Genomic DNA, 22,362 nt, shown 5'->3' with positions numbered 1-22,362 from the left:
TAAGCGATATTATGGATTATTCGCCCTTAAGACGACGATCGAGCTGATCTTTCAAGTTTGCCGGTACGCCTTTAATCAAAATGGTGTCGGAGATGGGATCATAAATCACCCGTTGGCCTAGGTGGCCGCCATCGAAACTTAAGGTGACGCCGCCGCCTGTTCCCGAAAACTTCTTCAACTGACGTAGGGTCGATTTATCCGCGGGAAACTCTTCATCGAGTTCATAGCTGCCACCACGGGCAAAATCGTAGAAGGAATCCATACCCTGATCGGCTAACTCATCGGCCAAGTCTTTGATCTCGATGTCAGCGCCCTCATCGAAACGCTCACTGCAATATTCAAACACTTTATTGCGACATTGCTGGCGTTCTTCTTTAGTCAGTTCACTGCTGGCAACAAAATCCTCCACCGCATTCATCAAGGTTTTGTTTTGCGCCTTAGTATTCACCCCTTCGACGCAGCCCATAAAGTCGAGGAAAAAGTCGGCAACTTTGCGCCCCGCACGGCCACGGATAAAGGAAATGTACTTGCGTGAATCTTTATCGGCCTGCCACTCGGTTAAATCGATACGCGCAGCCAATTGGATATTGTTTAAATCCAAGTGGTTATTTTGCGACAGTTCCATATCGTCTAACACTGTCATCGACGACTTAGCACTTAATAGGGCGACAAACAGGTAATCGCTGGTGATGCTGGTATAGCAAGACATCAGCAGGAATCCGCCTTGGCTAAAATCATATTTTGCCAGTTCTTCCTGCAGCAATTTACTGGCTTGCCCCGAAAACTCCACAAAACCGAGCTCGCCGCTACGGTAAGCGCTCAAGGCCGTCGCAAAGGCGGGGTTAGCCTCACCGTCATCACCGTGAATGCCGAAATAGCCGAATCCCTTACCCGCTTTACTGGTATAAGTCTGATGCAATTCGTCCAGCATCATCTCGACAGCCTGACCGTTCAGCAGAGGTTGAGGACGTAAACGGCAACGCAATTGCCCCTGACTGTCCTGGGAAATCTCGTGAATAATTGCTTGTTCGATGTTAATACTCATAAGCCCTGATAGTGATGCTGGAATAAATCCGCTATTATATGCCGCTAATCCATTCCAAAGTGAAACATTTTTTGATTATGGCAATCCAATCGAAATACTCAAACGCACAAGTTGAATCATTAATCGCCGAAGTACTGGCCGTGTTAGAAAAGCATAAAGCCCCGACAGATTTAAGCCTGATGGCGCTCGGCAATTGCGTCACCTATTTGTTAGAGCGTAAAGTCCCTAACGAATCGCGCCAAGCCGTGGCAGAACAATTTGCGAAAGCACTCGCACAATCGGTTAAATCCCATTAAGTTAGTTGGGTACAAACGTTAAAAAAACATAAGATACAACGTCTTTTAGGAATAAGCGGATCACTATGGTCGAGCGAAAAAAGCAAATGAGCCGCGATAGGGTTTCACGGCTCATCAACTGGGGACATTGGTTCGCCTTCTTTAATGGCCTACTGGCCATGATAGTGGGTAGCCGATATCTAAGCAGTGTAGGTTATCCAGAAACTTGGTACGGTTGGATTTATCTTACGGTAAGCACCATTGGCCAATTTAGCTTTCTCGCTTTTATCGCCTATTTGATCTGCCTATTCCCGTTAACCTTAATCTTGCCCTATTCGAAGATATTGAGGGGAATAGCGGCGGTTATTGCGACCTTAAGCCTGTGTATCTTATTGTACGACACGATTGTTTATGCCGATTACGGCATGCATTTAAGTCCCTTCGCCTTCGATTTAGCCTGGGCGGATCTCAATGCCCTGCTCCACGGCACTTCCTATATAGTCACGCCACTGGCGATCATCACGCTTGAACTGACCTTAGCGAATTTTTTGTGGAAGCGCATAGAGAAGATCCAAAAACTCAATTTAGGCAATAAGGTCATCACCTTAGTGGGTGTGTGCTTTATCAGCAGCCATTTGATCCATATTTGGGCCGATGCCAGCGATATTACCGAAATAACGCGATTCGATGAGGCCTATCCGCTCGCTTACCCTGCGACCGCCCGCTCCTTTATGGAAAGCCACGGTATTGATGGCTCGCCTTTGGAGAATAATGGCAATAATACCACTAGCGTACTTAGCTACCCATTGCAGCCATTACTCTGCCAGGCGGAAACCCAAACCAATGTATTGATGATCACCATCGACAGCCTACGTGCCGATATGGTCGACCCTAAAACCATGCCGTTTTTCCATCGCTATATGGAAAACAATCAAGCATTTACTGAGCATTACAGCGGGGGGAACCATTTTAAAACGGGGATGTTCTCTCTACTATACGGCCTGCAAGGCAGCTATGGCGATGCGAGGATCTTCAATAATACCAGCCCAGTGCTAACCAAGAGTTTCCAACAGGCAGGCTATCAGCTGGGACTCTTTATCCCCGAAACGAATCGGAAACTGAGTTCAGCCCAGGCCATGTTTAATGACTTTACTCCTATCGTTGCCAAAGAAACCAATGGCAGTGCCGATGCAGATTTACAGACAGTCGCGCACTTTAAACAGTGGCACAGTGTCCAAAATAAGCCCTGGTTTGCCCTGCTTAACCTAAAGGCACCGGAAAATTTCGATACACCAGTGGGCTTCCTCGGCATTGAAACGGTTAAAGCTAATTTACCGCCTGCCCAAAAGGTATTGTTCAATCAATATCGCCAGTCATTATATTTTATCGATAACCAATTAGAGGCGATTCTTGCCAACATCCCCCAGGATACCTTAGTGGTGATAACCGGGGTGAATGGCAAGATTTTCACCAGTAATAGCGATGAAGCGCTGCGCAACCTGTCGCCAGAAAGTGTGAAAGTGCCGCTGGTTATCCATTGGCCCAATGCCATCCCCGCTAAGGTTAAGTATCGCACCAGTCATTACGGCATAGTGCCCACCCTAATGACCCATGTATTAGGTTGCACCAATAACACCACAGATTACAGTGCCGGTAGAAGCTTACTGCAACCGAGCAAAGAGACCTGGATTTATATTGGCGATAGCCGGATTTTTGCGATTTACCAACAGTCAGAAGTCACTGTCATCGACCGCCACGGTAAATACCGTATTTACGATGAAAACTATGAACATCGTCTTCGCAAAAAAATGAGTGCCCCAGAGCTTATTCAAGTGATGCGTGAAGGCCGGCGCTTGTATAACCATTAAATAGAGATAAAAAAGCCCCATCTCATCTATAGATTGGGGCTTTTTTTATTGGGACAAGCGCTAATATTCGTCGATATTAACCCATTCAGTTAACCTTCAATTTACCTCTGCACTAATCTCAGAAAAATGTTAATCAATAGGTTATAGTTATACCAATTAACAACACCGCATATTGTTACTAATAACATCAAGGCTATCGGTGACAACTTTATGATGAATAAAGCCAAGCAGAATAACGCAGCGGCGAATGACCAAGCCATCAATATCATTCTTAATAGTCTTGATGCCCTCGTCTATGTCTCTGATATACATACCTATGAGTTATTGTATTTAAATGATTATGGGATCTCTGTTTGGGGCTCAGCCAAAGATAAAAAATGCTATCAAATTTTGCAGTCCGGACAACACGCCCCGTGCCAGTTCTGCACAAATCACAAATTACTCGATGCAGAAGGTAATCCCGCGGGCGTTTATGTATGGGAATTCCAAAATACCCAAAATGGCCGTTGGTACCAATGCCGAGATCAAGCGATACGCTGGACCGATGGCCGCTTAGTTCGCATCGAAATCGCGACCGACATCACCGACCGAAAACACATTGAACATGAATTGATGCTCGCAAAAGCACAGGCAGAAAAACAAGCCGACACGGATGAACTGACGCAATTGAATAACCGCCGAGCATTTTTCAACCTCGGCCGACAGGTCGTCCATCAGATGTATCGAACCCGGCAAACACTCTCAATCATCATGTTCGATTTAGATCATTTCAAACGCATCAACGATCAATGGGGGCATGCAACGGGGGATGCCGCACTCATTCATGTCTCCCAACTCGCCCAAAAAACCGTGCGGGCCTCGGATATTCTCGCCAGATTAGGGGGGGAAGAGTTTGGGGTATTGCTCCCTAATGCCACACCGGAACAAGCCAAACTGCAAGCAGAACGCATGCGTAGCGAATTTGAACAACAAGCTTTTCAATTTAATGGACGAATGATCCAGTGCACCGCCAGCTTCGGGATTTCATCCATCAACTTAGCCACGGCTCACCATGAACTTGAACCCCAAGATCTGCTCGAAACCTTACTCAACAGTGCAGATCAGGCCATGATACGAGCCAAACAAGCGGGACGTAATAGAGTATGTGAATTAAGCTGCCCCCTTCAGTCAAACTTGGCCTAACTGAAGGAGGCTACGCAGTCACTGAGTTTCACTCAAGGTAAAACCCTGCAACAAACTTAACGATAAGTCAGCGTTGCAGTATCGGTTAACTTGTCGTTATCTTTAACGGTCAGCTCGACTGTATGTTGACCCCGGCGGGCAAGGCGCAGTACCACTTGACCGTTAGCACGAGTGCCATTATCGAACGTCCACTTATGTTGCTTGATCACGCCATCGGTATCATAGCTAGTCGAGATAAACATATCGACCAGCCATAAATTGATACGCTGAATTTGCGCAACAGGCGGTTGTTTCACCTCTTCAGCAACCACAGACACAGTTTGCGACGTGCTATGGGTTAGGCCGTCATTATCCGTCACCGTTAGCGTGACCAGATACTCACCACTTTGGCTGTAACTGTGGGTCACAACCTCACCCACTGCCACAGTGTTATCACCAAAGCTCCACTCGGCAGAGACGATTTGTCCATCGCTGTCACTTGAAGTGGATGTCAGCTGCACCGCAGCGCCATTCACTACTTGAGTGAAACTGGCTACTGGCGCGACTTTTTCTGCTTCGAGCAAGAGTGAAATCACCACAGGATCGTGATCCGATGAGCGGTAAGCATCACTTGCGAATAGATCTTGAATTTGCGCAGGCGTCTTAAACTCTTCGTTGTAATCCAATACGCGCGGTTCGTCGGTATTGATATGCCACTCAGTCACATCCACCACTTTATCCAGCAGGGCGGCGTTTGCTAAAGCATGGTCCAACTGACCCGATTCAGCCGAGAACACATAGGAATAAGGGTTCGGCTTTTCAAGTTTGGCAAACAGCTCGCTAAAGCCTGCATTAGCTAACGCCGTTAATGGATCTTCCTTCGCATAGGCGTTCAAATCGCCAATCAACAACACGCCTTGATCTGGATATTGCTCGCTAATCCATTGACCAGCAGCGGTCGCCGCACGGGTACGAGTGATATTACAGTTGCCTTGACCATCATTGAGATCAGGATCGCCCGCACATTCACTGCCCTTAGATTTAAGGTGATTAACCGCAACAACCATGCCTTCTTCAGTGCCGTTCACGCTAAAAGCTTGCGTCAGCATGGGACGGTTTTTGCTGTCGTCAAACAGGGGCTGTTGATCGCTATCTAATGGGGAATTCGCACTAGATAGAATACGTGCAGCGCCCTGCGGCGTAACTTTATCGCTACGATAAATCAAGCCGACTGTGATAGCATCGGTGCCAATCGCATTCATGCCTGTTGGCGCGATATAAGCGTAACGCGCTTCACCCACTGCGGCATTCAATCCTGCGACTAAATCGGCAATGGCTGAATTAGCGCCAAAGCCATCGTTTTCAATTTCCATCAAACCAAATACGTCGGCACTGATGCCCACCATGGCACTGACAATCTTCGCCTTTTGACGCTCAAACTCGCTTAGGGTATTGGCACCACGCGCGGTTGGGAAACCTGCACCTTGGCCATCACCATTGAAGTAGTTGAGCACGTTAAAGCTAGCGACGGTTAGATTACCGCCCTCAAGCAATGTAGGCGCAATTGGGCGTGGGTTTTCCGCCACAAAGTTCACTGTCTCGGTTGGCATAATACGATATAGATTAAAGCCATAGTGCATCACACCCATGAGCGATGTGGCTTTATCACCGACACGCACAGTGTTTGATGCGCTCAGACCAGGAGCGGGGAATTGCACAGGATCAGGATTCTGCGCCGTTAAACCATCATCCAATAAAATACTGTCACGTTGGTTGGCTGCACTCACAGCTAGCGCATCCGCGCCCGGAGCAGCCACCTGCGTACCAATAAAGTGGCGCTGACTGCCTAATGAAATCTCGCCATAACGGCCAAGGTTATAGACTTCATTCACCACTAAATCTTGGCTAAAATGAACACGCATGCCCTCAAAGGGCTCAAAATCATCACTGCTGTTAACCGGTAAGGTCACCACTGCCGCCGCGGGCAATGCTTGCCCCGTAGCGCATAACTTGTGCTCCGATACAGTGGTAAGTTCAGTTAAGCCTTGGTATTCAGTGACTTTGGCTTTTAAACGAATACGATCGCCCGCCACATACGCTGTGGGCGCATTGCCGGTATACACAAACACACCTTCCGAGGTTTGCGGATCGCTATCGGCTTCGTTATCGGCCATTTGTACAAAAATGCCCTTAAGACCTGCTTCTTGATTACTGACGACAACCGCCTCAACCACTAAAGTTTGACCATTGAGAGGGCTAGCAGCGCCCGCGCCTTGAAGTGCATGAATTGCAATGGCTTCTTCGCCGCACGCAAGAGAGCTTGATGGCGGGTCGACGGGATCGGTGGGCGTACCCGCGCTGAACTTACCGAGATCAGAAATATCATCCTTTGCAAAACCTAGCCAAGTGCTAAAGCTGACCGCATCGGTACTGATAGGATCGGCAATCAGCAGATCAGGATTACGGCGCAGGGTATTGTCTTGAGTGGAGAGATCACCACTGCCCCACTCGGCACCGGGATCGACACCGACTTGACCTACACTATCAATCACTTGATTTTGATAGGTCAGTTCAATCGCATCGTCGCCGTTAAAGAAGCTAGCGCTACTCTGTTGATTTGTAACCGCAAGGATATCGGCCGAAGCATCGTTATCGGCAACCACATAAGTCGCCCCCGCCGCTAATGAGCCAGTGAGCGCTATGGTCGTGCCGACATTTGTGCTGCCATTAAAATAAAAGCGCAATTGGTATTGGCTTAAATCAATCACGCCCGCGGTTGGGTTATACAGTTCGATGGCTTTATTGTTGCTGCTGCCTTCGACGTATTCAGAAATGATCACATTATCCGCGCCATGGGCAAGCCCACAAACGCTGCTGATGGCTAACGCCAGCACAGTTTTAGTGTTAAACATTGAGACCCCTAAATGTATTGTTTTAATATTGAGTAATAAATTGCTATTTAATTTATGTGCTTAGATGCTTCAAAGAAATATCCCTTGAAAACTGACGATACTATAGGCGACCAAAGTTACAAATTGGTTGCGACTAAGTTGCAACTTAAGGTGGATATTATTCGTGGTATTTGGCAAGCAGGACTAGGAAGAAAGCAGTACGGGAAATGCTGGCCGCCCAGTAATCGTGCGGCCAGCAATAATCAATGTGATAGGGATAAATCGTTCTTAACAGAATAAGATGAAAGCCCTGACGCAGGGCTATAAGGGCTGAAGCTTCTCATCGAGCAAACTGACGAGCAGTAACTCACCTTGGGTGTTCACCCTAAACTCGCCGTATTTAGCGACACTAAAATGCTCGGCTTGCCCTTCTTCAAAGAAAAAGCTGTTCGATGCGAGCTTAATTTGATTACCACGGACACGAAACTGCACTCGTAATTGATCTTTCCCGAGTGCTTGGTCGGTGTAAAAGTCCACAAAACGCGCCACTTTTTGCTCATCTACAGCCAACAATAACTGGCCCTGCAGTTGCTGCGGCGCTAAGGCGCTACGTACATCCCGGGCAATGGCATATTCGAGCGCCATATAATCCCCCTGCATTAACGAGCGCGGATCGACAGGGGCTAGGGCAAATCGCACCACTTGACCGTGATTAAGCAGTTGTTCAAACTTGAAAATGCGCCAATTTACCCCAGTCAGAATCGCCACTGTGGTGAAGAGTACGATCCCAAGTGCCCATTTATGTGACGCCGACAGTTTTCCCAGACTATTTTCCATCACATTTCCCATCACATAGCCTCCTTGGCATACACATTTGCCGGAAATAACCGCCACATCAGCCCCCTTGCCACCAGCAACAGCGTCCCTAAACCCATCAAATAAGCAGATTTCAGCAATAAAGTCGTTTCGAGGGAATAATAGTACCCGCTGACAAATAACAACGCCGATACAATTCCCATCCCCTTAAGCCAAGGTTCGTTGCAATAATGACCAAGTAAGATCAATAGGATAGCCGTTGATAATCCCTGCATAGGTAAGGATAAACCGCTAATAATAATTAAACCGATAACACACCCCAGCGCCGCGAATGAGCTTAAGGATTGTTGGCGTTCACGGAAAATAGTGATTAATAAAAATCCGCAAATACCTAAAATAATCGACAGATGGAGCAGCGTAAATCGTAGACTTTGATGCCAAGGACTGAATAAGGCTTCAAAAATACTGTCCATGCTAAAGGCATGCATCAGTTGCAGCGAAAGTAATCCCAGTGCAAAACCGTAGATCAGCATGCGCGCGCGGCGGTAATGACGTCCGAATCGATTGATATTAAACAGCACTAGGCTAATGCTTAAGGCAAAAAAGCTAGGGCTGAAATGAAGCCATTCGAATTTTGCCATCAGGCCAATCACGCACCAACTTAAGCAAAAAGCGAATACAAACTGAGCTAACCCATGGGCAATTAATCCCCACAGCAGCAAGAGAATGCCCGCCATACACAGATACCAATTGAGGCTAAAATCATTGTCGATTAAATCATATAATCCCCAAGCGACACTGATGACCCCACTCAAACAGGCGGCAAACGCCAATTGCTCAATAAAAATCTGTTGCCGCGGCAACAAGTACAGCCCAATGCCCACGGCTAAATAGGTTAAGCCGATAAATAAAATCACATCCTCTTCAACTCGCTCAAAAATGGCACCCAATACCGCCATCATAAAGCCCAACAGAAACAAGGCCGCTATCCAAGCAGCAAAGGCCTGCATAGTGGCAATATACCAAGGCATATCATGCTGTTCTGGCATTTGAGCCGTGCTGACTTTCCCCTCCGCATACCAGGTTTGCCACTGTTTTATCAGACTTAAATCAGCCAAAGTCGCGGTTGAAGCGACATCCTCCCTTGGAGGAGTCTTTAAAGCACTCGTTGTTAAAGGACTCATCGCCCTCTCACTATCCTGTAAGCCATTATTGCTGCTATAAATATCGCCCTCTTTCCCTTGGGGCAATATCGCTAGAGACTGAGGCTCAAGTTCAGAGATAGGTTCAGATTGAAGTTGTGACTGTGGTTTAAGCTTGCGACTGAGTTCCTTTAACCAAAGACTTAAGCCAGTGCTCGCCAAGATGATGTAAAGCCCAATAAACAAAAACCCGCCTATGGGATCATGGTCCTCAAACATCAGCCGTACTAATAATGCGGCGCCCACGGCAATCAAGCTAAAACCGCCCAAGGCTAAGGGATAAATGCGCGGTAAGCGATAGCGAAAAATAACGAATCCCAACACCAGATGGGCAAGATAGCCACAAATGATCCAAGTACTCGCGCCATCAGGCTTAAAAAGATCATCGAAAATCAACCAAGTAATTAACCAAGTAAAACAGCCCATCGCAAACAGTGAACACACATACTCGAGGATTGGTGCATGCCAGCGCCCCGCGACTTTGCGGTCTAAAAAGATAAAAGCGTAATAGATAGCTAAGTTCAAACAAACAAAGATCAGCAGTTGGCCTTGCTCATCCAAGAAGGTTCCCCATAAATGGGAAAAGGTATCCAGAAATATCCCTATGCTGAGGTTTAGCAGTCCCACCAACAACAACCACAAACCATCGAATCCCGCAACCCAAGCAAAAGGCAAAATCACTAGGGCCCACAGGGCGAATAACTGCCAAGGATCGGCCCCGGTTTGATAGGTTTGCCCAACTAGGGCCAACAAACCACCGACTAACACACAGGCCGCGAGTAATACGGCATTAGCGACCGTCGTCCCAAAAGGCTTGCCCTGGGATCCTGATACTGTAACGGATGGGGTGTTTGATGTGATTGATGGCTGACATGCGGCTCGGTAATAGAGCCACATAAATGCTGAAATAGCGAGCAGTATCGCCGCTTCTAGCAGCGCAAATTTGGCAAATCGGCCCAAGGATTGCCAATTATAGGCGAAGAAAAATATCAATCCGCAAACAAAACCTAATGCTCCAAACCACAGTAATAACCCTGCAATCAATGCTCGCCAGCGACTCGCGTCGGGACGAACAGAAAGCCGATGATAAAGTTGATCCGCCTGTGCTGGGTTTATATGTCCTTGTTCAAGCCATTCACACACTTGAGATGTTAAAGAGCCCAATATGAGATCTCCCTTCAGATAATAGAACTCGCCTGCACAAAATACGCATTAACCTCACTTAAGTGCAATAATTAATTGTATTAACTTGTATCGCACACAGGTAAGCTTAGATAACAATAGCGAACAGGAGAACTTATGCGGTTATGTACTTTCTACAAGCTGCTATTTTGCTTAATACTCAATTGTTGTTTGAGTATCACGACATTTGCTCAGACTCAGATCACCCAAAAGCCACTGATCCGAGTTGGTGGATACCAATTTGCCCCCTACGTAAATCTTCAAATGGATGGCCGCTATACGGGTTTAACCCTAGATCTCATTAATGCCCTTAATCAGGTGCAACAACAGGTGACATTCGAATTTGTCCCCACCAGCATAGAACACAGAAATAAAGCCTATGCCGCCGAACGCTTCGATATGATGCTCTTTGAAGATCCCAGTTGGGGCTGGGAGCACACTAAGATGCAGTTTATTCCCTTGAATATAAAGGATGGCGAGGTCTTTATCGCCCTAAAAAACCGCACGAAAGACCAGCGTTATTTTGCAGATTTAACCAATAAATCCATGGCATTAGTAAAGGGTTACCACTATACCTTTGTCGGTTCTGAAACCGATCCGGAGCAATTGAATAAACGCTTCGAACTGGTGTTTGTCACCAGCAATAAAGCCTCAATTGAGACGATTTTACGTCAGCGTGCCGATATCGCTCCCGTGACCTTCTCTTATCTCAATTATTACTTCACCCTTAATCCTGAAGAAAAAGACAAACTCTTTATTTCAGAACAATGGGCACAACATTATCACCTTGGAGTATTGTTAGCCCCACATTCCCAACTGAAGATTGACCAGCTCAAGCATTGGCTTGAATTACTCGAAGGAAGCGGAAAACTGGCGGCATTAGCCCAAGATTACGGTTTTACCCTCCCGGCTCCCAAAGCCTTAAAGCCTTAAAAGAAAGCGAGCCCTTGGCTAAATTGCCGCTCAGTTAGGATAACGACAGTAAAGGCTCAAGCAGAGCTAACAGACTGATTAACAAGAATACCAAGGCCTGAATACTCAGCATTGGGCTACTATTAGGCGGACTTAAGCTGGCAACATAAAACTGCCATATTGAAAAAATGCCGTAATTGAGCCCTAAAAATAAGATTAAGCTGTAGGCATACATCTCTGGGATAACATTAAGGCTGCAGATCAAAAAAATTACCGTCGAGGTCAGAAAAAACACCGACTGACAATGGAACATACAACGCAATATTTGCTTACTCTGCTCGCTCACATTGGCACTAAGTAGCGGCGCTAAAAGCATTCTTTGACCTTGTACCAAGTGGTAGCCGCACACTACCGCACTCAAAGCCGCAGCGGCCATCAAACTTATTTCCATGACTATTCTCGCTCTATTCATACAGACAGGTATTAGGACCTGTAAAGGAGCACTCCAGTTTCACCGTGACATGAAATAGACTGTCACACTCTGTGGTAAAAACAACAAAGGAGCCGCAAAGCTCCTTAGTGATCACAGACAATACACACCCGACTTACATAGTCGCCATGGTCCAATAGTCCAGACGCTTTTGTGGATCGGCCAACAGGTTTTTACATTCCTCTTTATACTTGCCCATCAAAGCCCCTAAATTGCTTGAGCCGCCTAGGCTCGCAATTTGACGCGCCTTAGCATCGGCAACCGCCTGTGTTACCTCTGTTTCTGTTTGGTATTTTTTAGCGAGGTTTTCGGCTTCAATTTTCGAGCTTTTTAAGCGCTCACCCACGGCCTGCATTTGTGGCGCATTCATAGCACTAATGGCTTCAGAACTTACCTGATAATAGGCCGCACACTCGATCGCTTCTTGACTAAATGCTTTTTCCGCTTCATCGGCCCAAGCCGCGGTACTCGCACTTAACGCTAAGCTGGCGATGACTAACGCTTTTAACATGTTGTCTTTCCTTTTTTATTAGCAATAATGAATAAACCTACTTAAGTGCGGAAGATATCTCAAGCTCATAGGTAAAAAAATCTTGATTACGCACAAAACCCAATCCCTCGTATAACCCCTGTACGCGTAGGTTTTCCCTTTGTGTTTCGAGGATCAAATAGCCCACATTATGGGCCCTAGCGTAATCCGCTGCTCGCTGCACTAATGCCCGCCCAATGCCGACACAACGGGCATGTTGAGTGACAAACACATCGTTAAGGATCAATATAGGCGCCAAACGCAGGGATGAAAAACTGGGATACAACTGCACAAACCCAAGGTCAATCCCTTGAGGATCCTGGGCAATAAACACCACAGACGAGTTCTCTTGTAAACGAGCTCGAATAAACTGCTCTGCTGCAGCTAAATTGTCACTGGCACCATAAAACTGCCGGTATTCATTAAATAACATCGCAACCCCATGGCTGTGGGAAATATCTGCTTGAGTAATGATGCTTGCCATGGGCATTTCCTATCGTAAATTACTGGACTAATGGTCTCTGGCGTAAACGAAATTGCAGACTACTTTTCACCGTCGCCCACTCAGTATCGATAATAGAATAGACAACGGTATCGCGAATAGTGCCATCCTTTAGGATCCGGTTATTGCGCAATACCCCATCCTGCTTGGCACCGAGCCGAGCTATAGCTTGGCGCGAAGCCTGATTATGCCAATGGGTACGGAATTCAACGGCTATCGCATCTAGGGTTTCAAAAGCAAAGGTTAACAGCAGTAATTTAGCTTCGGTATTAATTCCCGTGCGCTGGGCCCGCTTGGCATACCAAGTATAACCAATCTCGAGGTGACGGTGCTCGCTCTCCCAGTGGCAGATCCGTGTACAACCGACAATTTCCCCGGATACCCTATCTCGCACGGCAAAGGGGAAACTCTCGCCCCGCGCTTGTTCTTCTAAGGCCTTAGTCACATAGGCTTTCATCTCGCAAGGCTCTGGAACGCTGGTAAACCATAAACGCCAAAGCTCGCCATCTGCCACCGCTAAACTCAATGCCGCCACATGGGATAAAGACAAAGGTTCCAGCACGACATGTTCACCACTTAAACAACCTAAGTTATCTCCACTGCCCACAGTATCGTCTCCATTAGATAAGTTAAAAGTGTGTTCTTGCGCACATTTTTATCTAGCCTAACATTAATCGATAAGAAAAAAACACCTTATTTTCTGCGTGATTGGATAAATTAATCCTATTATCGGCGCTTTAAATCACCTAAAGCTTAGGATGGAATCTATGGATAAAAGACGGTGGGATCGGGTTGAAATAAATCCTGCGGCGAAAGAATAAAGCACAATAGGGGCGACTAAAAAGCAGCTAAGCGATGTTTCGCCTCTAGCTGCTTACTGCTTACTGCTTACTGCTTACTGCTTACTGCTTACTGCTTACTGCTTACTGCTTACTATTAGAGTGGCAGTTAAAAACCATGCACACTATTACTCACCCTAAACCAACCCGCAATGCTGTTGCGTTGGGCCAAGGTTTGGCGGACTTCATGGGGAAAGCGCTCACTGAGAAAAATCACGAAATGGCCCATTTTAGGGGCGATACGCTCGAGCTCATTATCTTGCTCGTCATAAATGATAAGCTCGCCACAATCGGCTTCTTTCCAATGGGGATTTAAGAAAAAGACTGTGGTTAAGATACGGTTTTGGCTGCCCTTTAGCGCATCGACATGCTTCTTATAAAATGCCCCGGGCTGATACACTGCATAGTGGCTTTCATAGTCAAATAAGCCCATAAACAAACGACGGTTCAAGCCATTTTTGAGCTGCGTCATCAACGCCAAATATTGGCCATCGGGCTCATTGTGCTCTTCTAGCCACTGTATTCTGTCTCGGCGAATATCGGGATTAAGCTGCTGCTCGACGCCGCGACCAATTGATGCGGCTTTAAGTTCATGCGCTTGTGTTGATTGAATTTTTTCCAATAGCACTTGGCTAATATGGGCAGGAACTAAGTCAGTTAAAAAAACATAGCCTTTGTCTACCAAGGCGTCAGCGATCACATCCAGCATTGCTTCACTTAATTGCGAAACCATTTATGCTACATCCAAAAAAGAGGCTACGCTTTTGCTGTACTCAAGGGCTCAAGGGAAGGAAAATTGAGCCTGATTTTCGAGGGGCGTCGATACGGGATCTAGAATATATCCCACAGTCAAATTGGGCGGAATTTTAGAGTAAAGAGAGCGGAAAAACAAGATGATAAAAAAGGCTTGTTAGGTTGCCCTATCAAGCCTTTTCGCCGGTCACATCCTGTCAATTAATCGACTAAACCACGGCGTTTTAACAGTGCATCTGTCGTTGGTTTCTTACCGGTAAAGTGAATGTAATCCTGCATAAGATCTTCACTATTTCCTTTCGATAAGACTTCCTTACGGAATTTATCGCCATTGTCGGCTTTTAAACCTCCCTGCTCGCCCATATAGGCAAAGGCATCGGCGGCAAACACTTCGGTCCACAAATAGGCGTAATAACCTGCAGAGTAGCCACCAGCGAACGCATGGCTAAAGTAGCTCGACTTATAACGGGGTGGTATAGGCGCAAAATCAAGACCATGTTTAGCTAACACTCGGTGCTCAAACTGCTCGACATCATTAATTTGCGTGTCGGCACTGATAGAGTGCCATTCCATATCTAACAAGGCAGCTGACAGATACTCAACGGTATCAAAACCTTGGCCAAACTTATTTGCCGCTAAGATTTTATCGAGCAGCGCCTTAGGAATAGGCTCTCCCGTCTGGTAGTGTTTGGCATAGTTCGCAATCACAGCGGGATCAATATTCCAATCTTCGTTGACCTGGGATGGAAACTCGACAAAGTCACGCGCGGTCGATGTACCCGCCACACTCGGATATTTCACCTTAGAAAATAAACCGTGGATCCCGTGTCCCATCTCATGGAACAGAGTCGTCACTTCATCGAAGGTCATTAAGGTTGGGCCATCGGCAGGCTTAGGGATATTCAGCGCGTTATAGACCACTGGCTTAGTGCCGAGCAAATCGCTTTGGGTGACAAACTCATCCATCCAAGCACCGCCACCCTTGCCTTCTCGGGCATAGGGGTCAAGGTAGAATAAGCCAATAGAACTGTTGTCTTTATCGAAAACTTCAAAGGCTAATACGTCGGAATGCCACACGGGTAAGTCGGTACGCGCTTTAAAGCTGATGCCATAGAGTTTATGCATGGCGAAAAACAGCCCGTCCCTCAGCACTGTATTAAACTCGAAATAAGGCTTGATACTGCCCTCGTCTAGGGAGTATTTCTCTTTACGCACTTTGTCGGCGTAGTAAGCCCAATCCCAAGGTTGCAATTCAAAATCACCGCCCGCCTTTTTGATTTCAGCTTGAATATCAGCCGCTTCCACTTTGGCGCGTGCTAGGGCTTTTGGCGCTAAGTCATCGAGGATTTCATATACAGCACTTGGAGTCTTCGCCATTTGATCGGCAACCGCATAGGATGCCCAGGTATCAAAGCCCAGTAAATTGGCTTTTTTAGCCCGTATTTGCGCCATTTTAACAATCAATGGCCCATTGATTGCCACGGCTCTGTGGGCAGAGGTTTCCCACACTTTTTGGCGCAGTTCACGGTTGTTCAGACTCGAAAGCACAGGCTGGCGCGTCGTATTCACTAAAGTAATCAAATAGCCTTCTTTCCCGGCGGCTTTAGCGGCCGCGGCTAAGGTGGCAATTTCGCTGTCAGATAAACCCTCTAACTGCGTTTTATCGGTCACGATAATCACATCATCTTTATAGGATTTTAAGCTGTTTTGTGAAAACTCAGTCGCTAAGGTGGCAAGCTCGGCATTAAAGCCACGCATCTTAGCCTTATCTTCGGCGGACAATTTCGCTCCCGCTCGGACAAACTGCTCATAGTAATATTCAACTAAGCGCTGATCTTCTGCATTTAAGCTACTTTTTTGCTGATAAACGGCTTCAACGCGGGCAAATAAAGTCGGATCAAGATAAATATTATCTCGGTGAGCCGCTAACTTAGGCGCCATATCCGCTTCAGTTTTCTGGAAATCAGCATCAGAAATCAGACCTGCGAGATTAAAGAAAGTACGCGATACGCGCGTTAATAATTCGCCCGAGGTTTCCATCGCGAGAATGGTATTGTCAAAACTGGCCGCTTGTTTGTTATTCACAATGGCCGCGATTTCAGTATCGTGGGCTTTAATGCCTTGCTCAAAAGCGGGTGCGTAATCGGCGGACTTAATAAGATTAAATTGCGGCGCTTGATCCTGCAGTGGACTCTTGCTCAGTAACACATTCGTGGCTTCAGCTTTGGCGGCGGGTTGAGTCGCTACGGCATTTTTTGCTTCGTTGGTACTTGTGGCTGGCTTGTCTGAACAAGCGCCCAGTAACAAGGCCGCAGCCACGGCGGTGGTAATAACGGACTTACGCATATTAACTCCCTAGAATGTTGCTGCCCTTTCGATTGTATTTTTAAGGTGAAAGGTGCGCTAACGAATTTTGGTTTTCTATTGATACTGTCACTCTTAACGCACGCTTATTGCTGTGTACGTCAATTTAGAGGAGCTACCTTAACAAGTTACGCGCATGTCAGCCAAGGTTTACCCGCCCACAGCGCCGCGAATTTGTATCACTTTATGTGTATTTCGAGTCTAAAAAGGCCTATGCCAACGCTACATTAGACCTAACTCGCCTTAATCAAGCCAAGCCACATGCGAGCATAAGTGCTCAACATTGGCTAAAATTTGATGTAAAAGAATTATTTAAAACAATCCTACTTAAGTTTTAAGTCAAATACCCATTACATAGACAAGAAACTGCGCAAATAAAACGCCATTCCAATAACAAATATTAATTCTTCTTAATAAACTTTTTACCGTGATAATTTAAACATCAATGTAACAAATAAACAGGTTGAATGGCTTATTATTTAAGCAGACGCACCTTAGGTCACAATTTTAAACCACCATTCTCGGATTAATGTCACATTCAGATCATCAAATGTCTTTATAATCCCCCCTCGTTAACTTAGTGACAAATTAACTTAACCGTTCAATGACGCTGAATTAACAGGATGATGGGCATGCTCTGTTATGGAACATGCGTTGGGGTCAAATAAATATAAATAGAGATAACTATGTTAAATAAGAAAATACTCGCAGTGATGATCACTGCAGCCCTTGGTGTGAGTGCCTGTGGCTCAGATGACGACACTAATAGCCAACCTAATGTTCAAGCCGATTTACGAGTACTCGAAACCACAGATCTGCATACAAATATCATGGATTTCAACTACTACAGTGGTAAAGATGATCCCACTATAGGTCTTGCCCGCACCGCAAGCTTGATCCATGCTGCCCGCAGTGAAGCCAAAAACAGTGTCCTCGTCGATAATGGCGATCTGCTGCAAGGCAGTCCAATGGGCGACTATATGGCCAAAATTGGCCTGCAAATGGGCGATGTTCACCCTGCTTATAAAGCCATGAACCTATTAGATTATGAAGTCGGTAATATAGGTAACCATGAATTTAACTATGGTTTAGATTTTTTAAATAAATCCATTAGTGGTGCAGAATTCCCTTATATCAACTCAAACGTTTATTGTGCCGACGATAATGGTTGCTGGAATGGGGTTAAAAAAGGTGCGCATTTGTTCACCCCATATATCATCAAGCAAAAAAACATTATCGACAGCGAAGGCAACAATCAAACCATTAACATTGGTTATATTGGGTTTGTGCCACCGCAAATTCTATTGTGGGATAAACAAAACCTATCAGGGAAAGTCACGGTCGAAGATATCGTTGCAACTGCGAAAAAATATGTCCCAGAGATGAAAGCCAAAGGGGCCGATATCATTATCGCCATCCCACACTCAGGCATTGGTTCCACTGAAAATCCTGGCGATCCTATGGCTGAAAACGCCACTTATGCTCTGACCTATGTTGACGGTATCGATGCGATACTCTTCGGCCATAGCCACTCTATCTTCCCAGATGCCAAATATGCAGACTTACCTAACACAGACGTGACTAAGGGCCTGTTAAATGGTGTGCCAGCCGTGATGCCTGGACGCTGGGGCGATAACTTAGGGGTAGTTGATTTTAAACTGGAGCGTAAAGACGGCAAATGGTCGGTACTCAGTGCAAGCACTAAGGCGCGTCCCATCTATGACGGCGCGAATAAAACCCCATTGGTTGAAGCCGATGCCGCCATTCACGATGCAGTAGCCGCCGAGCACCAAGGCACCCTCGCCTTTGTGGATGAACCTATCGGTGTCGCCGCAGCGGATATGTATAGCTTCCTGACCTTAGTGCAGGACGACCCAACGGTACAAATCGTTTCCGATGCGCAAATCGCCAACGTGAAAGCGAAATTACCGGCAGCATTACAAGGACTGCCAGTACTGTCAGCTTCAGCCCCCTTTAAAGCGGGCGGGCGTCACGGTACAACCAGCGATGCGGATCAATTTGTTCAAGTCGATAAAGGCCCATTAACCTTTAAAAACGCCGCCGATCTGTACCTGTACCCCAATACCATGGTGGCAGTCAAAGCGACGGGCGCCGAATTGAAAGATTGGCTCGAATGCTCCGCGAACCAGTTCAATCAAATCGACCCCACAAAATCTACGCCACAGAGTTTAATCAATTGGAATGGCCATCCAACCTACAACTTTGACGTCCTCGATGGCTTAACCTACAAGATAGATGTGACTCAACCGAGCAAATTTGACCGTGATTGCGCCGTCGTTAATGCCAACGCAAACCGTATCGTCGATTTAAGCTATAAAGACGAAAACGGTAAAGTATTCACAGGCGAAGAATTTGCCGCGAAAGAGTTTGTCGTTGCCTCAAATAACTACCGCGCCTTTGGGGGCAAATTTGCCGGAACGGGTAGCGACCATGTGGTACTCGAACTGCCAGATACTAACCGTGAAGCATTAGCGGCCTATATCACAGCGCAATCCCAGTACAACGAAACCACAGGTAAGTACGAAGGCATGGTCAATCCAAGTGCCGATTACAACTGGGATTTCAAAACCATCACCACCAATGTCGCACTAGACGTTCGCTTCGAAACCCAGGACAGTGACAAAGCCGCTGCCTTTATCGAAGCCAATAAACAACGTGAAATGAAGAAGATCAGTAAGGATGAACTGGGTTTCGCCGTTTATAGCATCGACCTGACCAAATAAACGTTCAATCCCGAGATATCCCACTCAAAAAGGCTCCCCGTGAGCCTTTTTTATTCCCAGCAGCTAAGATTAACGCTAATCTGCGTTTCCTATAAATGACTTTTCGCCATTGATCCATCCCGCCGGCTTTGTGCCACCAAATATCTGTCTTATTATTTAACTTAGCGATGTGATCGTAACAACAGAGAAAGCTTATGAAATATCAATCAATTTTATGTGCCACGGCATTAATGCTTAGCACTGTACAGCCAGCAGCGGCCGATGTTCATCTCAACCTGCCTAAAAACACTGAAGTATTAACTGTCAATGGCAAGTCAGCAGTAAAGAGTGACTCTCTCATTTTAGCCGATGGTATTAATCAAATTGTCTTTCGCTATAGCGCGCAATATCGGCAACAAACAGACTCAGTGCGCTATCTATCCGACGTACTCATAGTGCGTTTTGATGCATCAGCACAAACACTCGCCCTGACACTTCCCGCCATCAACTCCGCCAGCGATGCAAAGAAATTCGATGAGTCGCCCAAATTGGCGCTATTAAATGCTCAAGGTGAAGCCGTGAGTTTTGTCAGCGATAAATTGATTAAGCATGGTATTCAACTGGGGCGGGATTTTGACAACGAGATACTGCAGTACAACCTTAGCAATCACCCTGCGTCATTGAATATCACTTTGCACACCGCAGCAGCACAATCAAACGATGCCACTGCGTCATCGTTAACACCCGTGCTATCGTCAACAACAGCAATAACGGCGAGCCAGCCACAAGTGCAACAAACGCCCGCCGTCGTATCCACTTATCTGGCCGCTCCAACCGTGATTAACCCCACTATTACTGCGGCCAATGACAAGACTCAACAAACGACGCCAGCCTCAACACCTAGCCAAGCTGAAATTAGCCAAATGCTTGATTATTGGTACAAACTCGCCAACGACAAGACCAAAGCCAGCTTCAAAGCGAAAATCAATCAAGAGTAAAAATGGTAACGGGATAATTGCACAGGTTTCAAAGGCTTGGAACGAGTTTATCTCAATCCCTCGAGTACTAAAAAACTCGGCTCAAAAGATAGATAAAACTGACTTAACCTTTATGCAGATAGGGATAAAGGTAGAACAATAATGGATTTAAGGAAATGGAGTTCAGATATAAAAGTCACAGATGCAAAAAAGCCAGCTTATTCAGCTGGCTTCGTTACATCTCAATGAGATAATTATACCAATTATATTAATTATGTGATCTAATTGGTCATCAGTTTTTAATCATACAAAATATGAATCATCCCCACATCGCAGCCTTAGTAAAATCGGAGAAAAGTGCACGCAAACGTATGCGCTATCTTGCCTTACTCCATTTCACTGAAGGTCATTCTCGTACCGCCATCGCAAGCATGCTTAAGGTCAGTAGAACCAGTGTCAATCGCTGGGTCACCGCCTATTTAACCCATGGGCTGACTGGCCTTGACGATGCGCCCAATCCGGGCCGTCCTGCGACACTGTCCATCGCACAGCAAGCTAAGCTTAAAGCGTTCGTACAGCACAGAAGTCTATCTGAACAAGGTGGCAGGTTAATGGCCAAGGATGTCGGCCTATTTATTCAGTCTGAATTTGGTGTGACGTTCAAGCAAGCAAATATCTACCGCTTGCTGCATCAACTTGGCTTCTCATGGATTACCACTCGCTCTCGCCACCCGAAACAATCTGAGGCTATACAAGAGGCTTTTAAAAAACTTCCGGATGGCAACGATCCTTAACACACCTGGGCACGTTGCACTCGATCGCATTGACGTTTGGTTTCAAGATGAAGCCCACTTTGGCCAACAGAATACCACCACCCGTATTTGGGCTGAGAAAGGGACCCGTCCACGGGCCGTAAAGCAGCAACAATTTGAATCAGCGTATCTATATGGCGCCGTGTGTCCGGCAACGGGGGCGACACAAGCGATTATTGCCCCGCATGCCAATAGCGAATATATGAACGAGCATTTAAAACTGATTTCAACCGCCACCGCATTTGGGCGCCATGCGCTGGTCATCATGGACGGCGCAGGCTGGCATCAACAGGATTTGGCCGATGACTTTGATAATCTGACGCTTCTCAAGTTGCCACCTTATTCACCGGAGTTGAATCCAATAGAGCAGGTATGGCAATGGCTGCGTCAAAATGTGTTGGCCAATCGTTGTTTTAGTGGTTATGACGATATTGTCGAACAGTGCTCTATCGCATGGAATACCTTCATTGAGAAGAAAGCAAGAGTGATAGAATTGTGTACTAGACCGTGGACAATGTTGACCAGTTAGTTAATGGAATTGGTATTAGGCGCTTGGCGATGACCTACTCTCACATGGGGGTGAAATCATGGCGCTATAAATGCGTAGTATTTAGCCATGATTGAACGCGAAGAAGCTTGTCTTCGTAGCTGGGGAGGAGACACAGGGATGTGTCGAATGTCAAAAATGCAGGATGCTATTTTTGACCAAGCTTAGCGGCGGGCGACCGCCATGGATGGTGGAAGTGTCAATATTGAAGGAACATTTATTGACCGACATCGAGGTTGGTTTTCGCGGAGCGTATAAACACAAAAGCCCTAGCGGTTTAGGCTAGGGCTTTTGTGTTTATTTGGATGCTTGGCGATGACCTACTCTCACATGGGGAGACCCCACACTACCATCGGCGCGATTGCGTTTCACTTCTGAGTTCGGGATGGGATCAGGTGGGACCACAATGCTATTGTCACCAAGCAAATTCTTACTGGTTAATTGTCCGTCTGACGGCATTGTCTCCTCGCTACT

At 46.4% G+C, this 22,362-nt stretch carries 17 protein-coding genes, 1 rRNA gene and 1 pseudogene; 7 read left to right on the top strand and 12 right to left on the bottom strand.

Annotated elements, in window-relative coordinates; all coding sequences use genetic code 11:
* Positions 1-16 precede the first annotated feature (16 nt).
* Positions 17-1,045: a nucleoid-associated protein YejK gene (yejK, locus tag JFT56_RS08365; protein WP_198783173.1), complete on the bottom strand. Its 1,029-nt coding sequence runs from the start codon at positions 1,043-1,045 to the stop codon at positions 17-19.
* Positions 1,046-1,122: 77 nt separating this feature from the next.
* On the opposite strand from yejK, the gene JFT56_RS08360 reads away from it, so the two are divergent.
* The 3 genes from JFT56_RS08360 (at position 1,123) to JFT56_RS08350 (ending at position 4,370) form a co-directional block, all read left to right on the top strand.
* Complete coding sequence (locus JFT56_RS08360) at positions 1,123-1,341, top strand: YejL family protein (protein ID WP_007648530.1); 219 nt, start codon at positions 1,123-1,125, stop codon at positions 1,339-1,341.
* A 65-nt stretch (positions 1,342-1,406) separates the two neighbouring features.
* Positions 1,407-3,188, top strand: a complete 1,782-nt coding sequence (locus JFT56_RS08355; RefSeq protein WP_198783172.1) for a DUF3413 domain-containing protein — start codon at positions 1,407-1,409, stop codon at positions 3,186-3,188.
* Positions 3,189-3,398: 210 nt separating this feature from the next.
* Positions 3,399-4,370, top strand: a complete 972-nt coding sequence (locus tag JFT56_RS08350; protein WP_198783171.1) for a GGDEF domain-containing protein — start codon at positions 3,399-3,401, stop codon at positions 4,368-4,370.
* Between the two features lie 56 nt (positions 4,371-4,426).
* On the opposite strand, the gene JFT56_RS08345 is transcribed toward JFT56_RS08350, so the two are convergent.
* From JFT56_RS08345 to JFT56_RS08330, 4 genes and pseudogenes are all read right to left on the bottom strand, one after another.
* On the bottom strand, positions 4,427-7,261 hold the full coding sequence (locus JFT56_RS08345) for an ExeM/NucH family extracellular endonuclease (protein WP_198783170.1): 2,835 nt from the start codon (positions 7,259-7,261) through the stop codon (positions 4,427-4,429).
* Positions 7,262-7,561: 300 nt separating this feature from the next.
* On the bottom strand, positions 7,562-8,077 hold the full coding sequence (locus tag JFT56_RS08340) for a GDYXXLXY domain-containing protein (protein ID WP_420136017.1): 516 nt from the start codon (positions 8,075-8,077) through the stop codon (positions 7,562-7,564).
* 11 nt (positions 8,078-8,088) lie between these two features.
* Positions 8,089-9,240: a DUF4401 domain-containing protein gene (locus JFT56_RS08335; RefSeq protein ID WP_198783533.1), complete on the bottom strand. Its 1,152-nt coding sequence runs from the start codon at positions 9,238-9,240 to the stop codon at positions 8,089-8,091.
* Positions 9,241-9,276: 36 nt separating this feature from the next.
* Positions 9,277-10,422, bottom strand: a pseudogene (locus JFT56_RS08330) (DUF2157 domain-containing protein); the annotation flags it as partial.
* A gap of 135 nt (positions 10,423-10,557) precedes the next feature.
* Here JFT56_RS08330 and JFT56_RS08325 point away from each other — a divergent pair.
* The gene (locus JFT56_RS08325; protein ID WP_198783168.1) at positions 10,558-11,373 is read left to right on the top strand and encodes a substrate-binding periplasmic protein; all 816 of its coding nucleotides are present in this window, start codon (positions 10,558-10,560) and stop codon (positions 11,371-11,373) included.
* A 34-nt stretch (positions 11,374-11,407) separates the two neighbouring features.
* Here JFT56_RS08325 and JFT56_RS08320 read toward each other — a convergent pair whose 3' ends face one another.
* The 6 genes from JFT56_RS08320 to JFT56_RS08295 all read right to left on the bottom strand — a co-directional run bounded on the left by JFT56_RS08320 (position 11,408) and on the right by JFT56_RS08295 (position 16,811).
* Positions 11,408-11,803, bottom strand: coding sequence for a hypothetical protein (locus tag JFT56_RS08320; RefSeq protein ID WP_198783167.1), 396 nt, complete (start codon positions 11,801-11,803; stop codon positions 11,408-11,410).
* 154 nt (positions 11,804-11,957) lie between these two features.
* Positions 11,958-12,353 carry a hypothetical protein gene (locus JFT56_RS08315; RefSeq protein ID WP_198783166.1) on the bottom strand — a complete coding sequence of 132 codons (396 nt, stop codon included), beginning with the start codon at positions 12,351-12,353 and terminating at the stop codon, positions 11,958-11,960.
* A 37-nt stretch (positions 12,354-12,390) separates the two neighbouring features.
* On the bottom strand, positions 12,391-12,855 hold the full coding sequence (locus JFT56_RS08310) for a GNAT family N-acetyltransferase (RefSeq protein ID WP_198783165.1): 465 nt from the start codon (positions 12,853-12,855) through the stop codon (positions 12,391-12,393).
* A gap of 19 nt (positions 12,856-12,874) precedes the next feature.
* Positions 12,875-13,480 carry a GNAT family N-acetyltransferase gene (locus JFT56_RS08305; RefSeq protein ID WP_198783164.1) on the bottom strand — a complete coding sequence of 202 codons (606 nt, stop codon included), beginning with the start codon at positions 13,478-13,480 and terminating at the stop codon, positions 12,875-12,877.
* Positions 13,481-13,821: 341 nt separating this feature from the next.
* Complete coding sequence (locus JFT56_RS08300) at positions 13,822-14,445, bottom strand: 2OG-Fe(II) oxygenase (protein WP_198783163.1); 624 nt, start codon at positions 14,443-14,445, stop codon at positions 13,822-13,824.
* A 221-nt stretch (positions 14,446-14,666) separates the two neighbouring features.
* Positions 14,667-16,811, bottom strand: coding sequence for a M3 family metallopeptidase (locus JFT56_RS08295; protein WP_198783162.1), 2,145 nt, complete (start codon positions 16,809-16,811; stop codon positions 14,667-14,669).
* 704 nt (positions 16,812-17,515) lie between these two features.
* Between JFT56_RS08295 and JFT56_RS08290 the strand changes: the two genes are divergently transcribed.
* The 3 genes from JFT56_RS08290 to JFT56_RS08280 all read left to right on the top strand — a co-directional run bounded on the left by JFT56_RS08290 (position 17,516) and on the right by JFT56_RS08280 (position 21,870).
* The gene (locus JFT56_RS08290; RefSeq protein ID WP_198783161.1) at positions 17,516-19,573 is read left to right on the top strand and encodes a bifunctional 2',3'-cyclic-nucleotide 2'-phosphodiesterase/3'-nucleotidase; all 2,058 of its coding nucleotides are present in this window, start codon (positions 17,516-17,518) and stop codon (positions 19,571-19,573) included.
* A 194-nt stretch (positions 19,574-19,767) separates the two neighbouring features.
* Positions 19,768-20,550, top strand: coding sequence for a DUF2057 domain-containing protein (locus tag JFT56_RS08285; RefSeq protein ID WP_198783160.1), 783 nt, complete (start codon positions 19,768-19,770; stop codon positions 20,548-20,550).
* Positions 20,551-20,843: 293 nt separating this feature from the next.
* Positions 20,844-21,870, top strand: a protein-coding gene (locus JFT56_RS08280; protein ID WP_198783159.1) for an IS630-like element ISSpu8 family transposase whose coding sequence is annotated in 2 segments (ribosomal slippage) — positions 20,844-21,293 and positions 21,295-21,870 — 1,026 coding nt in all. Because the reading frame shifts where the segments join, the coding sequence is not laid out codon by codon here.
* A gap of 325 nt (positions 21,871-22,195) precedes the next feature.
* Here the strand turns inward: JFT56_RS08280 and rrf are convergent.
* Positions 22,196-22,311, bottom strand: a 5S ribosomal RNA gene (gene rrf, locus JFT56_RS08275).
* Positions 22,312-22,362 lie beyond the last annotated feature (51 nt).

Origin of the sequence: Shewanella putrefaciens, assembly GCF_016406305.1 — a bacterium.
Taxonomy (GTDB): domain Bacteria; phylum Pseudomonadota; class Gammaproteobacteria; order Enterobacterales; family Shewanellaceae; genus Shewanella; species Shewanella putrefaciens_C.
This window is presented reverse-complemented; position numbering and strand designations above follow the sequence as displayed.

Bases quoted from the DNA above. Each gene is read 5' to 3' on its own strand.
- yejK (WP_198783173.1), bottom strand. From the start codon at position 1,045: ATGAGTATTAACATCGAACAAGCAATTATTCACGAGATTTCCCAGGAC.
- JFT56_RS08360 (WP_007648530.1), top strand. From the start codon at position 1,123: ATGGCAATCCAATCGAAATACTCAAACGCACAAGTTGAATCATTAATC.
- JFT56_RS08355 (WP_198783172.1), top strand. From the start codon at position 1,407: ATGGTCGAGCGAAAAAAGCAAATGAGCCGCGATAGGGTTTCACGGCTC.
- JFT56_RS08350 (WP_198783171.1), top strand. From the start codon at position 3,399: ATGATGAATAAAGCCAAGCAGAATAACGCAGCGGCGAATGACCAAGCC.
- JFT56_RS08345 (WP_198783170.1), bottom strand. From the start codon at position 7,261: ATGTTTAACACTAAAACTGTGCTGGCGTTAGCCATCAGCAGCGTTTGT.
- JFT56_RS08340 (WP_420136017.1), bottom strand. From the start codon at position 8,077: ATGGAAAATAGTCTGGGAAAACTGTCGGCGTCACATAAATGGGCACTT.
- JFT56_RS08335 (WP_198783533.1), bottom strand. From the start codon at position 9,240: ATGAGTCCTTTAACAACGAGTGCTTTAAAGACTCCTCCAAGGGAGGAT.
- JFT56_RS08325 (WP_198783168.1), top strand. From the start codon at position 10,558: ATGCGGTTATGTACTTTCTACAAGCTGCTATTTTGCTTAATACTCAAT.
- JFT56_RS08320 (WP_198783167.1), bottom strand. From the start codon at position 11,803: ATGGAAATAAGTTTGATGGCCGCTGCGGCTTTGAGTGCGGTAGTGTGC.
- JFT56_RS08315 (WP_198783166.1), bottom strand. From the start codon at position 12,353: ATGTTAAAAGCGTTAGTCATCGCCAGCTTAGCGTTAAGTGCGAGTACC.
- JFT56_RS08310 (WP_198783165.1), bottom strand. From the start codon at position 12,855: ATGGCAAGCATCATTACTCAAGCAGATATTTCCCACAGCCATGGGGTT.
- JFT56_RS08300 (WP_198783163.1), bottom strand. From the start codon at position 14,445: ATGGTTTCGCAATTAAGTGAAGCAATGCTGGATGTGATCGCTGACGCC.
- JFT56_RS08295 (WP_198783162.1), bottom strand. From the start codon at position 16,811: ATGCGTAAGTCCGTTATTACCACCGCCGTGGCTGCGGCCTTGTTACTG.
- JFT56_RS08290 (WP_198783161.1), top strand. From the start codon at position 17,516: ATGTTAAATAAGAAAATACTCGCAGTGATGATCACTGCAGCCCTTGGT.
- JFT56_RS08285 (WP_198783160.1), top strand. From the start codon at position 19,768: ATGAAATATCAATCAATTTTATGTGCCACGGCATTAATGCTTAGCACT.